This window comes from Micromonospora aurantiaca ATCC 27029 (genome assembly GCF_000145235.1).
GTDB lineage: Bacteria > Actinomycetota > Actinomycetes > Mycobacteriales > Micromonosporaceae > Micromonospora > Micromonospora aurantiaca.
The window spans coordinates 1,404,336-1,420,383 of the sequence record NC_014391.1 but is presented as its reverse complement, the minus strand read 5'-3'; the positions used below and the strand labels follow the sequence as shown (position 1 = coordinate 1,420,383).

The 16,048-nt window shown below is 73.7% G+C and carries 15 protein-coding genes; 2 read left to right on the top strand and 13 right to left on the bottom strand.

Going from position 1 to position 16,048, the window contains the following annotated elements; all coding sequences use genetic code 11:
* Window positions 1-303: 303 nt before the first annotated feature.
* Window positions 304-498, bottom strand: a complete 195-nt coding sequence (locus MICAU_RS06850; protein ID WP_013284566.1) for a hypothetical protein — start codon at window positions 496-498, stop codon at window positions 304-306.
* A 372-nt stretch (window positions 499-870) separates the two neighbouring features.
* Here MICAU_RS06850 and MICAU_RS06845 point away from each other — a divergent pair, with 372 nt between their 5' ends.
* Together MICAU_RS06845 and MICAU_RS06840 are read left to right on the top strand one after the other, a co-directional pair.
* Entirely contained in the window at window positions 871-2,073 is a 1,203-nt protein-coding gene (locus MICAU_RS06845; RefSeq protein ID WP_013284565.1) for a CAP domain-containing protein, read from the top strand.
* A gap of 77 nt (window positions 2,074-2,150) precedes the next feature.
* Window positions 2,151-3,020 (top strand): endo alpha-1,4 polygalactosaminidase, encoded by an 870-nt coding sequence (locus MICAU_RS06840; protein ID WP_013284564.1) that lies wholly within the window; start codon window positions 2,151-2,153, stop codon window positions 3,018-3,020.
* Between the two features lie 249 nt (window positions 3,021-3,269).
* Here MICAU_RS06840 and MICAU_RS06835 read toward each other — a convergent pair whose 3' ends face one another.
* The 12 genes from MICAU_RS06835 to MICAU_RS06780 all read right to left on the bottom strand — a co-directional run bounded on the left by MICAU_RS06835 (window position 3,270) and on the right by MICAU_RS06780 (window position 16,023).
* Window positions 3,270-5,483: an MMPL family transporter gene (locus tag MICAU_RS06835; protein ID WP_013284563.1), complete on the bottom strand. Its 2,214-nt coding sequence runs from the start codon at window positions 5,481-5,483 to the stop codon at window positions 3,270-3,272.
* A 239-nt stretch (window positions 5,484-5,722) separates the two neighbouring features.
* Window positions 5,723-6,580: a bifunctional DNA-formamidopyrimidine glycosylase/DNA-(apurinic or apyrimidinic site) lyase gene (mutM, locus tag MICAU_RS06830; RefSeq protein ID WP_013284562.1), complete on the bottom strand. Its 858-nt coding sequence runs from the start codon at window positions 6,578-6,580 to the stop codon at window positions 5,723-5,725.
* The gene (gene rnc, locus MICAU_RS06825; RefSeq protein WP_013284561.1) at window positions 6,573-7,376 is read right to left on the bottom strand and encodes a ribonuclease III; all 804 of its coding nucleotides are present in this window, start codon (window positions 7,374-7,376) and stop codon (window positions 6,573-6,575) included. Before rnc ends, mutM begins: the two co-directional genes overlap by 8 nt.
* Window positions 7,373-8,332, bottom strand: coding sequence for a fatty acid synthesis plsX protein (locus tag MICAU_RS06820; RefSeq protein ID WP_030269999.1), 960 nt, complete (start codon window positions 8,330-8,332; stop codon window positions 7,373-7,375). The genes rnc and MICAU_RS06820 overlap by 4 nt, the downstream gene beginning before the upstream one ends.
* Before the next feature lie 132 nt (window positions 8,333-8,464).
* Complete coding sequence (gene rpmF / locus MICAU_RS06815; protein WP_013284559.1) at window positions 8,465-8,638, bottom strand: 50S ribosomal protein L32; 174 nt, start codon at window positions 8,636-8,638, stop codon at window positions 8,465-8,467.
* A gap of 5 nt (window positions 8,639-8,643) precedes the next feature.
* On the bottom strand, window positions 8,644-9,207 hold the full coding sequence (locus tag MICAU_RS06810; protein WP_013284558.1) for a YceD family protein: 564 nt from the start codon (window positions 9,205-9,207) through the stop codon (window positions 8,644-8,646).
* A 123-nt stretch (window positions 9,208-9,330) separates the two neighbouring features.
* Complete coding sequence (locus MICAU_RS06805) at window positions 9,331-9,828, bottom strand: SPFH domain-containing protein (RefSeq protein ID WP_013284557.1); 498 nt, start codon at window positions 9,826-9,828, stop codon at window positions 9,331-9,333.
* A gap of 241 nt (window positions 9,829-10,069) precedes the next feature.
* Window positions 10,070-10,546 carry a pantetheine-phosphate adenylyltransferase gene (gene coaD, locus MICAU_RS06800; RefSeq protein WP_013284556.1) on the bottom strand — a complete coding sequence of 159 codons (477 nt, stop codon included), beginning with the start codon at window positions 10,544-10,546 and terminating at the stop codon, window positions 10,070-10,072.
* Complete coding sequence (gene rsmD, locus MICAU_RS06795; RefSeq protein ID WP_013284555.1) at window positions 10,543-11,106, bottom strand: 16S rRNA (guanine(966)-N(2))-methyltransferase RsmD; 564 nt, start codon at window positions 11,104-11,106, stop codon at window positions 10,543-10,545. The genes coaD and rsmD overlap by 4 nt, the downstream gene beginning before the upstream one ends.
* 85 nt (window positions 11,107-11,191) lie before the next feature.
* On the bottom strand, window positions 11,192-12,136 hold the full coding sequence (locus tag MICAU_RS06790) for a serine hydrolase domain-containing protein (protein WP_013284554.1): 945 nt from the start codon (window positions 12,134-12,136) through the stop codon (window positions 11,192-11,194).
* A gap of 75 nt (window positions 12,137-12,211) precedes the next feature.
* Window positions 12,212-14,413, bottom strand: a complete 2,202-nt coding sequence (recG, locus tag MICAU_RS06785) for an ATP-dependent DNA helicase RecG (protein WP_013284553.1) — start codon at window positions 14,411-14,413, stop codon at window positions 12,212-12,214.
* Window positions 14,410-16,023 (bottom strand): DAK2 domain-containing protein, encoded by a 1,614-nt coding sequence (locus tag MICAU_RS06780; protein ID WP_013284552.1) that lies wholly within the window; start codon window positions 16,021-16,023, stop codon window positions 14,410-14,412. Before MICAU_RS06780 ends, recG begins: the two co-directional genes overlap by 4 nt.
* Between the last annotated feature and the right edge of the window lie 25 nt (window positions 16,024-16,048).

Genomic DNA, 16,048 nt, shown 5'->3' with positions numbered 1-16,048 from the left:
CGTCCGGTGGCCGCCGTACCGTCGCCGGCTGCGCGGACCTGGTGAACCCGCAGACTAACCCGGGACCGGGGCGCCGCCGCCACGCGACCCACCCGCCGGACCGGCTGTCCGCTTTCCACCCGGCGGCCGCGGGCGGAACAGAAATGCATGATCACAATTACCGGGCGCAATTCCGGGCGGTTCCGCAAGATCGAGAATTGCGACGCCGGCGACGAAAAGGGGTCCGCACATGGCTGCGCGCCGGCACTTGAGTGTCGGCGCGCTTTTCGGTGTGGTGCGATTCAGTTTTCCGACAACTGGAGATCAGGTCAGTGCGGGCTCGGCCAGACGGAGGAGGTCATCGGCCTCCGCCGCTGCCGCCGCAAGCCGATCGTTGTCGGCGCGCAGACGCGTGATCTCGAACTCCAGTGCCTGAACCCTGGCACGCAGTCGGGTGACCTCGTCGAGCAGACGCCGGTCGGGCGCTGCACTTACGTGGCCGTAGAGGGCCTTCGCCATGCTGACTCCTTGATGTGCGCTGCCGGAAAGGCCGGCCAACGCGCGCCCATGATGTTCGCGGCTGCCATTCCCACTGCATCGGGGCATGGCTGGGCGCGACTGGCGACACCTACATATTGAGCCGAAACCCCCTCCTTCGTCAAGTTGACCAAGGCCGTAGATCATCTCCACGTCGGCCGGTCCACTCGCCGGGGGGCTGCCACAAGGCGCGGACACGCTCTGTCCGGACGCCTTTACTGTACGCCGGAAATGTGTGAACGACTCATCCTTGCCGCCGGCTTCGCCTTAACTCTTTCTTAGCCACGTTGCCGCAGCTCGGAGTGCGCCCGTAGCGTCACCCCGGCCCGCAACCGACCCGTGGAGGGGACAGGCGTGTACCGCTGGAACGACCCGATCGAACCGGAGGGCGCCCGCCGGCGTCCCGAGCCGCCGACCGACGAGGGTCCGGCGTGGCTCAGCGACCGGCCCGAGCCGCGGTCGTCGTACCTGTTCGGGGACGAAGCGCAGCAGCGGCCCGCCGGTCACGGCGTCGAGCCGGCCGCCGGGGGCTTCCGCCCCGAGAGCGCACCCCCGGCCTACGGACCCGCCGGCTCGTACCCGCCGGCCCGGGACAGGTGGAACGGCGAGGAGCAGCCGACCGACGCGTGGCAGGGCCAGGAGCCCGCGTGGCGGGGCCACGAGCAGCCCGCGGCGTGGCAGGGCCAGGACCAGCCCACCGCCTGGCCGGGGCACGAGCAGCCGGCCGCTGGCTGGGAACAGCCCACCGCGACCTGGCAGCCGGCGACCGACACCCCGGCCGACGACCGGCAGCGCCCGAAGCGGCGCCTGTCCCGGCCACTCGTGATCGGCGGGGCCGCCGCCGCGGCGACGCTCGTGGTGAGCCTCGGCGTGGGCGCCGTCCTGCTGCCCGGCGACGACCAGGGCACGAAGCGCACCTCCGCAGACGCGCCGGTGGCCGCCGCGCCGCAGGCGCCCGACGGGACCGATGAGGCGCCCGCCGACGCGCTCGCGCCCGAGTCGGCGAGCCCGTCCGCCGTACCGACCACCGTCGTGCCGAGCCCGACGAAGAAGGCCACCCCGAAGCCGAGCCGCAGCACCGCCCCGTCGCGGCAGCAGGAGCGCAGCAGCGCCCCGAGCGGCGGCACGTCGGGCGGCGGCTCCACGAGCACCAAGGCCACCGCCACGACCGGGCTCAGCGCCGAACTCCAGAAGGTCGTCACGATCGTGAACCAGGAGCGGGCGAAGGCCGGCTGCAAGGCGCTCACGGTCAACGCCAAGCTGAACCTGGCCGCCCAGCGGCACAGCCAGGACCAGGCCGACCACAAGAAGATGGACCACACGGGCAGCGACGGCAGCCAGCCCTGGGACCGGGTCAAGGCCGCCGGCTACGCGTACCGCATGGTGGGCGAGAACGTGGCCTGGAACTACCAGACCCCGGCGGCGGTCATGGAGGGCTGGATGAACTCCGAAGGCCACCGGAAGAACATCCTCAACTGCTCGTACACCCAGATCGGTGTGGGCGTGGCGCGCAGCAACGGGCCGTACTGGACGCAGGTCTTCGCCACCCCGAGCTGACCGCGCGTCGTGACCGGCCCGGCGTTCGTTGACCGGTCGGGGGCGGCGTCGGGCCGCCCGCGTCCGGGGAGCTGTCGATGCGGATCCGGCCGGTGTGGGCCGTGCCGCGCTCCCGGCCGGCCCACGTCCGCCGACGTGGCCCGCGCCGGGGCGTGGCGCTCGCGCTGACCGCGCTGCTGCTCGCCCCGGTGCCGGCCTGCCGCCGGCCGATCACGCCGCCCGGCGCGCCCACGCCCTGGCCGGCCGCGCAGGCCGACCGCTGGCGGTGGCAGTGGCAGCTCACCACCCCGGTGGACGTCACAGCCGACGCCGACGTCTTCCTCCTCGATCCGGTGGCGACCACCTCGGCCGAGACCGCCGAGCTGCGCGAGCAGAGCCGCCGGCTGGTCTGCCACGTCCGGGTCGGCACGTACGCCGCCGACGACCCGGACGCCACCCGCTTCCCCGCCGCCGTACGCGGCGCGGCGGTGCCGGGGCGGCCGGGGAGCCGTTTCCTGGACGTACGGGGCTGGGACGCGCTCGCTCCGGTGCTGGCCGACCGGTTCCGGCTGTGCCGGGGCAAGGGCTTCGGCGCGGTGGCGCTCGCCGACACGGACGGCTACCGGCACCGCTCCGGCTTCCCGCTGGACTTCGACGACCAGCTGCTGTTCAACCGCCGGCTGGCCGGGCTGGCCCGCAAGCTGAACCTCTCCCCCGGCCTGGTCGACGACGTGCCGCAGGTGGCCGCGCTGGCCCCCGACTTCGACTCCGCGGTCAATCAGGAGTGCGTACGCCGCCGCGAGTGCGCGAAGCTGCTGCCGTTCGTCGACGCCGGCAAGCCGGTCTTCCACGTCGAGTACACCGGCGAGCCGGCGGACTTCTGCGTCACCTCGGTCGGCTACGGCTTCGCCTCGATCCGCAAGGACCGCCAGTTGGACGCCTGGCGGGAGCCGTGCGCCCTGCCGTGACAACCCCGGCGCCCCGCTCGCCGGGGAGCGGGGCGCCGATGACGATCATCCGGTACGAAAGCTGCCAACACTCTCCGTCACCCTCAGCGGCGAACAGATGCACGGAAGGCGGTATACCTGAGAGTCATACTTATGACTCTCAGGTATACCGCGCGAACACGAATGCCTTCTCAGCGGCCGGCACGAGCCGGAACTGATGTCAAGCTGTTCGGCACTTCCGGTTGGGCGCCGGGGCGGGTCCGCTCGGGGTCAGCGGGCGCCGACCAGCTCCGGCGCCGGGGCGGGCGGCGGCTCGACCGCCGGGGTGGGCGTACGGCGGCGCATGAACCTCGGCGCCCACCAGTTCGCGTCACCCAGCAGCGTCATCACCGAGGGCAGCACGACCGCGCGGATGATCGTGGCGTCCAGCAGGATCGCCGCCGCCAGGCCGATGCCGAGCTGCTTGAAGTCGATCATGCTGAGCGTGGCGAAGATGGAGAACACCGCCACCATCACCACCGCCGCACTGGTCACCACCCCGGCCGACGAGGTGATCCCGTGCGCCACCGCCTCCCGGGTCGGCATCCCCCGGTCGACCGCCTCGCGGATCCGGCTGACCACGAAGACGTGGTAGTCCATCGACAGTCCGAACAGCACCACGAACAGGAACAGCGGCAGCCAGGTGACGATCGCGTCCATCGAGGTGAAGCCGAGCAGCCCCTCCGCCCAGGTGCTCTGGAAGACCAGCACCAGCAGCCCGTACGCGGCGCCGGCGGAGAGCAGGTTCAGCACGATCGAGGTCAGCGCCACCACCATCGACCGGAACGTCCACGCCATCACCAGGAACGTCAGCGCCAGCACGAACGCCGCGACGATCGGCAGCTTCGCCCAGATGTGGGCGGCGTAGTCCTCGCTGGCGGCCACGCCGCCGCCGACCGCGTACTCCACGCCCGGGATGCCGCCGAGCGTGGCCGGGACCAGGTCCTCGCGCAGCTCGTGCAGCGACCGGGACGCCTCGTCGGAGCGGCTGGCGTGCGGCGTGGCCACCTCCAGCACCGACACCCGCCGGTCCGCCGACACCTGGATCTCCGGGCCGTCCCCCTCGGCCGGCGCGAAGAGCGGGTCGGCGGCGGTACGGCCGGCCAGGTCGGTGAGCGCGGCCCGCACCCGGTCGGCCTGCTCGGCGGGTGCCCGCACGGCGACCGTGTGGCTGGTGCCGTTGCTCGGGAAGGCCGCGGTGAGCCGGTCGTACGCCTGCATGGCGGCGGTGGTGCGCGGCACGTCCTCCGGGCCGGGGAACTTCAGCTTCATGCCGAGCGCGGGCGCGGCGAGCGCGAGCAGCAGCGCGACCGAGATCAGCAGCGTGGCCACCGGCGCGCGCAGCGCCGGCTTGAGCACCGCCGGCCAGAACCGGGGCCGGGCCGGCTGCCCGTCACGCGGGGCGGTGAGGCGCCACAGCAGCGGCACCCGCGGCCGGTCCACCCAGCGGCCCAGCTTCGCCAGCAGCGCCGGCAGCACTGTGAGCGAGCCGATCACGGCGACCGCGACCACCAGGATCGAGCCGACCGCCAGCGAGGAGAAGATCGCGTCCTGGGCGAGCAGCAGGCCGCCCATCGAGATGATCACAGCGGTGCCGGAGACCACCACGGCGTGCCCGGAGGTCTCCGCCGCGATCTCCACCGCGTCCAGTCCGGATCGGCCCTTGGCCCGTTCCTCCCGCTCCCGCCGCACGTAGAACAGCGAGTAGTCAACGCCGACCGCCATGCCGATCAGCAGGATGACGCTGGCGGTGGTGTCGGTGGCCGGCACGAGGTGCGAGGCGAGTGTGGAGAGGCCCATCGCTGCGGCCACCGAGGAGAGCGCCAGCAGCACCGGCACCCCGGCGGCGATCAGCGCGCCGAACGCGATGATCAGGATGGCCAGCGTCACCGGCAGGCTGAGCAGCTCGGCGCGCTTGAAGTCCTTGCCGAGCGTGTCGTCGAGCGCCTTGTCGATCGACGGGCCGCCGACCTGCTCCACCCGCAGCTGCGGGTGCGCGTCCTGCACCTTCGCGGTGGTGTCCCGCAACGGCTGCACCCGGTCACCGGCGGTGCCCGGGTCGCCCGACATGGTGATCGGCACCAGCAGCGCGCTGCCGTCGCGCGACGGCATCGGCGTACCGATCGAGGCCACGCCGTCGACCTGCCGCAGCCGGTCCGCCGCGTCCTGCGCGGCGGCCTTCGCCGCGGCCTGGTCGAGCGAGCCCGAGCGGGCGGTGATCAGCACGTTCTCGGTCGCCGGCCGGTCGAACCCGCCACTGTCGACGATCAGCTGTGCCTGTCCGAACTCGCCGATCGCCTGATCCTCGTCGGTCGCCTCGTTCAGCCCGGCGGCGCTGCCGCCCACGAAACACACCGCCACGAAGACCACCCACAACGCGATCGCGCGCCACGGATGCTCCGCACTCCACCGTGCCAGCCGCACGGTCACCGGTCGCCTGCCCATGTCCCGGGTTCCACCCTCCTGATGCCGGCCCTGTGCCGACCCCAGATGACGCTAGGCAGCAGGCGGGGCCCCGACATCGGGGAACGGCCCCCGCTCGTCCCCGATCCGGCGGACGAGGTCCGCGCGGCCGGAACCGGCCGCGCGGACCGGGCGGAAAAGGGCATCTCCGGGTACGCTCCGGCGCGTCTCCGGGGACCGTCGGGCGAAGCACACCGGCGCAACCCCGAACCGGCTCGGGGTCATCCCCGGAGGGTGCCCCGGGGCCGCGGCTGGCATCGCGGGCAGCTGTAGGAGGACCGGTTCATGAACGCCTCGCGCCGGATCGGCGCGCCGCAGCGCGGGCAGGGCTCCCCCTCCCGGCCGTACGCGTTCAGCGACCGGTCGAAGTAGCCGCTCTCGCCGTTGACGTTGACGTACAGCTCGTCGAAGCTGGTGCCACCCTGCTTGATCGCCTCGGCGAGCACGTCCCGGACGTGTCCGAGCAGCCGCAGCGCGGCCGGACGGGTGAGCGCGTCGGCCGGGCGGGTGCCGTGCAGCTTCGCCCGCCACAGTGCCTCGTCGGCGTAGATGTTGCCCACCCCGGAGATCAGCGTCTGGTCGAGCAGCGCGCGTTTGATCTCCGTACGCTTGCGCCGCAGCGCCGCTACGAACGCCTCGTCGGAGAACTCCGGGTCCATCGGGTCGCGGGCGATGTGGGCGATCTCGGCGGGCAGCTCCGCCCCACCTTCGGACACGGACAGCCCGCCGAACGTGCGCTGGTCGACGAAGCGCAGCTCCGGCCCGTCGTCGGCGAATCGGAACCGGACCCGCAGGTGCAGTTCGTCGGCCGCGCCGACCGGCTGCAGCAGCAGCTGGCCGGACATGCCGAGGTGGCCGATCACCGCGTCGCCGCTGTCCAGCGGCAGCCAGAGGTACTTGCCCCGGCGCTGCACGCCGGTGACCGTCCGGCCGGCGAGCACGTCGGCGAAGTGCGCGCCACCGGGCGCGTGCCGGCGTACGGCCCGGGGGTGGCGTACCTCGACGGCGGCGATCCGCCGGCCGATCACCCACTGGGCGAGTCCCACCCGGACGGTCTCGACCTCGGGCAGCTCAGGCACGGCCCGCGCCCGCCTCGACGTCCGTCGCGTCGTCCTGGACCTGCGGGCTCGTCTCCGCCTGGGCCTGCGCCGCCGCCTCCGCCTCGGCCTGCTCGGTGAGCGTCCGCCAGGCCGACTCGGCCGCGCGCTGCTCGGCCTCCTTCTTGCTGCGTCCCTCCGCGCCGCCGTAGCGGTTGCCGGCCACCACCACCCACGCGGTGAACGTCTTCAGGTGATCCGGCCCGGTGCCCTCGATCCGGTACTCGGGCACGCCGAGCCCGAGCGCGGCGGTCAGCTCCTGGAGGCTGGTCTTCCAGTCCAGCGCCGCGCCCCGGCCCGCCGACTCGGCCATCAGCGGGTCGAACAGCCGGTGGATGACGATGGCGGCGGTGTCCAGGCCGTACTGGAGATAGATCGCGCCCAGCAGCGCCTCCAGCGTGTCGGCCAGGATGCTCGCCTTGTCCCGTCCGCCGGTGGCCTCCTCGCCCTTGCCGAGCAGCAGGTACGCGCCCAGCCCGTCCGGGCCGAGACCACGCGCCACGTCGGCGAGCGCCCGCATGTTGACCACGCTGGCGCGCAGCTTCGCCAGCTGCCCCTCGGGCAGGTCGGGGTGGTTGTGGAACAGCGCTGTGGTGATCACCACGCCGAGGACCGAGTCGCCCAGGAACTCCAGCCGCTCGTTCGTGGGCAGGCCGCCGTTCTCGTACGCGTACGAGCGGTGGGTCAGCGCGCGCTCCAGCAGTTCCGGGTCGAGCGACACCCCGAAGGCCGCCTCCAGGTGGCCGACGGGAGCACGCCGCCGCTTGTCGTTGGTCATGGTGCTACCTCGGTGTCGTGTCGGTCAGGTGCGAGATCGTGCGGGATGTCGGCGAGCAGGGCGCGGACCGTTCCGGCGGCGTCGCGGCGCCACAGGTGGGCCGCGAGCGCGATACCGGAGGCGACGTCCTCGGAGCCGGCCGCGCCGTGGCACACCACCACGGTGCCGCCCACCCCGAGCAGCGCGGCGGCACGTGGGGCGCCACCGCGTGACGGTGGGCCGCCGGCCATGGCGTACGCGCCCTCGATGGCCTTCAGCAGGACGTTTCCGGTGAAACCGTCGGTCACCACGACGTCGGCGCGGGTGCCGAGCGAGATGTCGTACCCCTCGACCAGGCCGACGTAGCGGCCGTCGCAGGGCAGCGGCGCGGCGGCGAGCGCGGGCGCGGCTACGCGGCGCAGCCGGTCGCCCTTGCCGGTCTCCAGGCCGACGGAGAGCAGCCCGACGCGGGGTGCGGTGACGGCGTGGGCCACCGACGCGTAGGCGGCGCCGAGGAGGGCGTGCCGGGCCAGCGTGGCCGGGCCGGGTTCGAGCGTGCCGCCGACGTCGAGCAGCACCACCGGCCCCTCGACGGCGGGCAGCGTGGCGGCGAGCGCCGGGCGGCGAATCCCGGTCCAGCGGCCGAGGCCGAGCGCGGCGGCGGTGACTGTGGCACCGGTCGAGCCGGCGGAGACGACCGCGTCGGCGAGCCCGTCGCGGACCGCCTGCACGGCGGTGCGTACCGTGCTCTCGCCGCGGGCGGCGGTGGGATGGTCGGCCATGCCGACGGCGGTCCGCACCGGGCGGACCGTGACCCGTGCGCGCTGAGCCGGGTCGAGCGCACCGATCAGCTCGTCGGCCACCTCGATCGGGCCGACGAGCATCAGGTGCAGGGCGGGATCCGTGCGTACCGCTCGCAGAGCGCCGTCAACCACGACGGCGGGAGCATCGTCCCCGCCGAGGAGGTCGACGGCGATCCGCGCGGTGCCCGGCTCCGACGGTCCGCCGGCCGTGAGCCGGTCGGCGGTGGCGGGAGCCGGGGCACCGGGCGAGAGCTTTGGTGCGCGCGTCACCCGACCGGTGGTCGGGGACGTCACTCGGCGGCCGGGTCAGACCTCGAGGACCTGACGGCCGTTGTAGGTGCCGCAGACGGAGCAGGCGGTGTGCGGCAGCTTGGCCGACTTGCACTGCGGGCAGGCCACGGTCGCCACCGCCGAGGCCTTCCAGTTCGCCCGGCGGGCGCGGGTGTTGCTGCGCGACATCTTGCGCTTGGGGACGGCCACGGTTCTTACTCCTCTGTACGGGTCAGTTGCGTCAGGCTCGCCCAACGCGGGTCGACCTGCTGATGGCTGTGGTCGGCCGGCAGATCGTCCCAGTGCACCCCACACTCGGGGCACAGCCCTGGGCAGTCCTCCCGGCAGAGCGGGTTGGTCGGCAGCGCCAGCACCACCGCATCCCGCAACGCCGGCTCCAGGTCGATCAGATCGCCCTGCATCCGGCCCACCTCGTCGGTGTCGGTCGTGTCGTCCGTGGCGCTGTTCTCGTACGCGTACAGCTCCTGGATCGTCACGGCCAACGAGTCGTCGATCTCGCGCAGGCAGCGGCCGCACTCGCCCTTGACGGGACCGGTGACGGTCCCGGAGACGAGCACGCCCTCGGACACCGACTCCAACCTCAGGTCGAGGTCGAGGTCCGCGCCCTCCGGCACACTGATCAACTCCACGCCGAGGTCCGCCGGTGCCGGCACGACCCGCTTGTGCGTACGCAACGCGCCAGGTCGGCGCGGCAGTTCCCTCGTGTCGAGAACCAGCGGCGACCTGGGGTCGAGTGTGCTTGGCGAGTGTTTGGGCATAGTCAGACTCCGGCCGTTGAGAGGCCGACAAAGAAGGTTACCTGCCAGGTGGGCGGACCGTCGAACCGGGGCTCACCTCCGGCTCGACGGCAGCCGGCTGTCGGCGACCGGCCTACGCGCCGCTCAGAAGGGTAGCGGGCGGTCCGGCTCGTCCCCGGCGAAGGTGCCGATCTCGCGCAGCGCGTGCATCTTGTCCCGGCCGCGCTCTATCGAGGCCAGCGCCCGGGTGAGGAACTGCTCGAAGTTCGCCAGCGCGGTGTCGACGTAGTCGTCCACCTCCTCGCGGAGGCGCTGCGCCTCGGCCCGCGCCTCGGCGATGATCCGGGCGCCCTCGTGCTCGGCCGAGACGGTGATCTCGTTGACCGAGACCAGCCGGGCGTGTTCCGCCTCACCCTCGCTGATGATCCGGTCGGCCTCGCGCTTGCCGGCCTCCATGATCTTGTCCCGCTCCTCCAGCAGCGCGGCGGCCCGGCGCAGGTCCGCGGGAAGCTCCGCGCGCAGCTCGTCGAGCGTGGCGATCATCTCGCCCCGGTCGACCATGCAGTTGTTGCGCGACATCGGGACGGAGCGGGCCTGCTCCACCATGGCGATGAGTTCGTCGATGCGATCGAGCGGGTCCACCGGTACCTCACTCCTGTCTTCGTCGGCCGCCCTCCATCATGCGGCCTACGCCCCGTCTCGGCGCTGCAGACATCATGTCGCGCCCGGGCCACAAGCACCCCACCCGCCCCACCCGGCGCGTCGCCCTCCCCCACCCTCCACTCGGCGATCTTGCACTTGCGGCCCGGCACTCGTCCCTTGCGGGAGGAATGTCCGGGCCGAAAGTGCAAGATCGCGGGGGTGGGGGGAGGGCGGGCGGGGATCAGGGGCGGAGGCGGGTGGCGAGCTGGGCTCGGACCAGGTCGGGGACGTGGGCGGAGATGTCGCCGCCCCACTTCGCCACGTCCTTGATCAGGCTGGACGAGATGAACGAGTAGAGCGGGTTGGTCGGCATGAAGAGTGTCTCCACGCCGGCCAGGCCGATGTTCATCTGCGCCATCTGCAGCTCGTAGTCGAAGTCGCTCACCGCACGCAGGCCCTTGATCAGCACACTCGCCTGCTGGGCGCGGCAGAAGTCGACGAGCAGGCCGCGGAACGACTCCACCCGGACGTTGTCGTACGAGGCGGTCACCTCGCGGAGCATGGCGATCCGCTCCTCGACGGTGAACAGGCCCTGCTTCGACTGGTTGACCAGCACTCCGACGATCACCTCGTCGAACAACCGGCTGGCCCGGCCGATGATGTCGAGGTGTCCGTTGGTGACCGGGTCGAACGAGCCCGGGCAGACCGCACGTCTCATGATCGGCGACCGTACCAAAGAGTGGTCTCGCCGTAACGTCTGCTGCGCTCCGGAGTGACACCTTCCACCCACGTGACCGGTCCGGTACGGCTGGACCGCTCGACGACCACCAGGGCGTCCGGGGCGAGCCAGGCGCCGTCGACCAGCGCGGACAGCATCGCGGTGATCTCGGCGTCCGGCACCGCGTACGGCGGATCGGCGAAGACCACGTCGTACGGCCCGTCGGTGGGCCCGGCCGCCAGCACGGTGGCGACCTTGCCGGTGACCAGGCGCGCGGCCGGCGCGGCCCGGAGCGCGGCGATGTTCTCCCGGATCACCCGGGCGGCCCGCGCGTCGGACTCGACGAGCAGGACGTGGGCCGCGCCCCGGGACAGCGCCTCCAGACCGACCGCACCGGAACCGGCGTACAGGTCGGCGAAGCGCGCCCCGTCCAGGTCGACGTGGGAGTGCACGGCGCTGAACAGCGCCTCACGGACCCGGTCCGAGGTGGGACGGGTGCCGGCGCCTGGTGGCGCGGCGATCCGCCGGCCGCCGAGCGTGCCGGCCACGATCCGGGTCACCGTCGCTCCCTGCGCATGCCCCGACGCTACGCGACGCCCGGCCCGGTGACGCGTCGGCCACCCGCCCGGCCGGACCTCGCGTGGATCACCGCGCGTCGGGGGTGTCGAGCGCCGACGTGATCGTTCGCGGATCGACCTCGGCCCGGTTCGTCAGCAGGACGAGCCGCTGGTCGGATTCGGGCAGCCAGGCGGCGAACGCCTTGTAGCCGCCGTTGTCCCCGGAGTGGTGCAGCGCCCGACGGCCGGCCAGCGGGCCGACGAAGAAGCCGTAGCCGTACGCCTCCCCGGACCGTCCGGTGGCCGCGTGCGGTGCGGTCATCGCCGCCACCGAGTCCGGGGCGAGCAGCCGGCCCCGGCGCGGTACGTCCAGCCAGGTGACCAGGTCCGCGCCGGTGCACCAGACGTCACCCGCGCCCATGCTGACGGTCGCCAGGTCCCACGACGGCACCGGACGGCCGCCCACGTGTCCGACCGCCAGGTCCGGCCGTCCGTCGCCCGCACCGGCGAAGCTACCGGTCATGCCCAGCGGCGCGAAGACCTCGTCGGCGAGGAACTCGGCGTACGGCCGGTCGGCCACGCGCTCGACGGTCCGGGCCAGCAGCACGTAGCCGGGGCTGCTGTAGTGCCACCCCGCGCCGGGCCGGAACAGCGGCGGCAGCGCCGCGAACCGGTCGAGCAGCTCGTCCGGCTCGGCCGGCCCGTGCAGGTCGATCGCCGGGTAGTCCTCCCAGTGGCCCAGGCCGGAGGTGTGGGTGAGCAGGTGGTGCAGCGTGATGCCGGACCACTCCGGCGGCGGCGTGCCGGGCAGCCGGCGTACCACCGGATCGGACAGGCTCAGCGCCCCCCGCTCGGCGAGCAGCAGCACCGCCGCTGCGGCCATCTGCTTGCTGATCGACGCGATCTGGAACCGCGTCGCCGCCGTGCACAGCCGGCCGGACGCCTCGTCGGCGACTCCGGCGACCCGGTCCACAGCGAGTTCGTCGCCCCGGGTCAGAAGCAGCACGCCGTGTTCGAGTGATGGTGTCGACATCTGCGCGAGCCTAGGCACGCGACGCGCGTGCCGCAGTCCCGCGAAGCCGCACCGGGCGCCGTGCGAGCCCGCGCGTCAGCCCTTCTCCAGGTATTCGGCGCGCTCCTCGTCGACGAGCGCGGCGACCGACGCCGCCAGCGCCGGATGCCGGGAAAGATCCGGGTCGTCCTCGACCAGTTCGATCGCCTCGGCCCGCGCGTCGCGGATCAGCTCGGTGTCGCGCAGCAGCGACAGCAGCCGCAGGTGCGAACGCCGGCCGGACTGGGTCGCGCCCAGCACGTCGCCCTCCCGGCGCTGCTCCAGATCGAGTTCGGCGAGCTTGAAGCCGTCGGTGGTGGAGGCGACCGCGTCGAGCCGCTCCCGCGCGGACGAACCCTCGGCCGCCTCGGTGACCAGCAGGCAGAGACCGGCGGCCGAGCCCCGGCCCACCCGGCCGCGCAACTGGTGCAGCTGGGAGACGCCGAACCGGTCGGCGTCCAGCACGATCATCACTGTTGCGTTCGGCACGTTCACGCCGACCTCGACCACTGTGGTCGCGACCAGCACGTCCAGCTCGCCGTCGGCGTACGCGCGCATCACCGCGTCCTTCTCGTCCGCAGGCAGCCGCCCGTGCAGCACCCCGATCCGCAGCCCGTGCAGCGGCCCCTCGGCCAGCAGCGGGGCCACCTCGGTCACCGCCAGCGGCGGGCGGCGGCCGTTGTCGTCCTCCCGCGGCGGCTCCTCGTCCGACACCGGCCCCTCACCGATACGCGGGCACACCACGTACGCCTGGTGGCCCTTCGTGACCTCCTCGCGCAGCCGGCGCCAGGCCCGGTCGAGGAACGCCGGCTTCTCGGCGGCCGGGACCACGTGCGAGGCGATCGGCGAGCGGCCCTGCGGGAGCTGGGACAGCGTGGAGGTCTCCAGGTCGCCGTAGACGGTCATGGCCACGGTGCGCGGGATCGGGGTGGCGGTCATCACCAGCACGTGCGGCGGCTGCTCGGCCTTGGCGCGCAGCGCGTCGCGCTGCTCCACGCCGAAGCGGTGCTGCTCGTCCACCACCACCAGGCCGAGGTCGTGGAAGTCGACGCCCTCGTAGAGCAGGGCGTGCGTGCCGAGCACGATGCCGGCGCGCCCCTCGGCCACCTCGGCCAGCGCCCGGCGCCGGGCCGCCGCGCCGAGCGAGCCGGTGACCAGCTCCACCCGCGTGGCGTCGTCGGCGGCGCCCAGCTCACCGGCCCGGCCGAGCGGGCCGAGCAGGTCGAGGATGCCCCTGTGGTGCTGGGCGGCGAGCACCTCGGTCGGGGCCAGCAGTGCGGCCTGCCCACCGGCGTCGACCACCTGGAGCATGGCGCGCAGCGCCACCACCGTCTTGCCGGAGCCCACCTCGCCCTGGAGCAGCCGGTGCATCGGGTGCGGCCGGGCCAGGTCGGCGGCGATCTCCCGCCCGACGACCTGCTGGCCGGAGGTCAGCTCGTACGGCAGCCGGGCGTCGAACGCGTCGAGCAGGCCGCCCGCCTTCGCCGGCCGGGCCCGCCCCGGGGACGCCGCCGCCCGCTGCTTGCGCTGCACCAGCGTGAGCTGCACGGCGAACGCCTCGTCCCACTTCAGCCGGCGGCGGGCCCGGTAGAGCGCCTCCTTGCTGGTCGGGCGGTGGATCTCGCGCAGCGCGGTGCCGATGTCGGCCAGGTTGCGGGTGGCCCGCACGGTGGCCGGCAGCGGGTCCTCCGGCGGGGTGAACGTGTCGAGCACGACGCGGACGCAGCGGGCGATCACCCAGGTCGGGACCGCCGCCGCGGCCGGGTAGACCGGGATCAGCGCCCCGGCGAACTCCTCGACCTCCTCGTTTGCGGCCGCCTCGCCCTCGCTGCCCTCGCCGAGCAGGACGTACTCCGGGCCGTTGAGCTGCCGCTTGCCCCGGAACTCGGTCACCTTGCCGGCGAACAGCCCCCACCGGCCGGGCCGCAGCTCCCGTTCCCGCCACGCCTGGTTGCCGAAGAACGTGCAGGTGAGCACGCCGCCGGAGCCGTCGCCGACGGTGACCTCCAGCAGGTTGCCGCGCCGCTGGCGCATCGGGCGCACCGCTGTGCGCTGCACCTGGGCGAGCACTGTGACCTGCTCCCCCACGTCGAGCGAACGGATGTCGGTGTGCTCGCCGCGCTCGTCGTACCGGCGCGGGAAGTGGTAGATCAGGTCGCCCGCGGTGTGCAGGTCGAGATGCCCGGCCAGCGCCTTCGCGGTGCGCTCGCCGACCAGCTTCTTGAGCGGCGTGTCCACAGTGGCCGCTTCACCAGTCATTCGACCCCCACCAGGAGCGGATAGTGCGGCTGCCCGCCCTCGTACGCCTGCACCTCGACGAACGGCCAGGCCCCCTCGACGTGTGCGCGGACCCGGTCGGCCAGCCCGGCCGGCGCGTCGGCGCCGCAGAGCAGCGTGACCAGCTCGCCGCCACCGCCGAGCATCCGGTCCACCACTGCGGTGCAGGTGTCGACCAGATCCTGCCCGATCAGGTGCACCTCGCCCTCGACCAGGGCCAGCACGTCACCCGGGCGGGCCGGGCCGGCGACGGTGAGCGCCTCCCGGGCGGCGTGGCAGACCTCGGCGTACCGGCAGGCACCGGCTGCCTCGGCCATCGCGATGACGTCGTCCTCGAACCGCCGCTTCGGATCGCGTACGGCGAGCGCCGCGAGCGCCTGCACCGGCGAGCGGGTCGGCACCACGCTCACCTTGATGCCGAGGCCGTGCGCCTCCTTGGCCGCCGCGCTCGCCACCGACTGGGTGTTCGGGTCGTTCGGCAGCACCACCACCCGGGCGGCGCCGGTGGCCCGGATCGCGTCGAGCAGCTCACCGGTGGACGGGTTGGCGGGCACCACCACGGCGCCCTCGGCGGCGAACAGCTCCGCGATGCCCGCGCCGGTGGCCACCACCACGGCGGCCCGCCCGTCGGGCAGCGCCACCTGCGGCCCCGGCGCCGGGGCGGTCTGGTCGGCGAAGCGGGTCACGCCGATCCGGTGCGGGCGGCCGGCGACCACGCCCGCCTCGACCGCCGCCCCGATGTCGTTGACGTGCACGTGCACGTTCCAGGTGCCGGCGCCGTCGCCGACGATCGCCACGGAGTCGCCGAGCGCGTTCAGCTCGGCGCGCAGCCGGTTCACCGCCTCGTCGGTCGCGTCGAGCAGGTACTGCACCTCGTAGGCGTACGCGTCGGAGCCGCTCTCCCGCACGGCGGTGACCGGCGCGCGGCGGGCGGGCGGCGCGGACGCCGGCTGCCCCGGGCTCTCCCCCGTGATCACCTCGACGAGCGCGTCCAGCAGCAGGCACAGGCCGCGCCCGCCGGCGTCGACCACGCCCGCGCGGGCCAGCTCCGGCAACTGCTCGGGGGTACGCGCCAGCGCGTGCGCCGCCGCCTCGGCGGCGGCCCGGGCCACGGCGCGCAGGTCGTCGCTGTCCGCCCGGCGGGCCGCGTGGGCCGCGGCGGCGACCACGCTCAGCAGCGTGCCCTCGACCGGCCGGGCGACAGCGGCGTAGGCGGCGGTGGTGGCGTCGGCCAGCGCGTCGGCGAGCTGCCGCCCGCGCACCGCGGGCACGGCGGCGAGCGTGTCGGCGAGGCCGCGCAGGATCTGCGAGAGGATCACGCCGGAGTTGCCGCGCGCCCCGAGCAGCGCGCCCCGGGCCATCAGCCGCAAGGCGTGCCCGTGCGGGGTGTGCCCGTCGTCGGGAAGGGTGCCGAGATCCATGGCCAGGGCCTGCTGGGCCGAGGTGAACGTGAGCACCAGGTTGGTGCCGGTGTCGCCGTCGGGCACCGGGTAGACGTTCAGGTCGTCGATCTCGCCCTGGTGGGCCCGGAGGGCGGCCAGCCCGCTCGCGCACCAGCGGCGTACCGCTGCGGCGTCGAGGGTCTCCAGCACGTCGGGAAGCCTACTGGCGCGCACC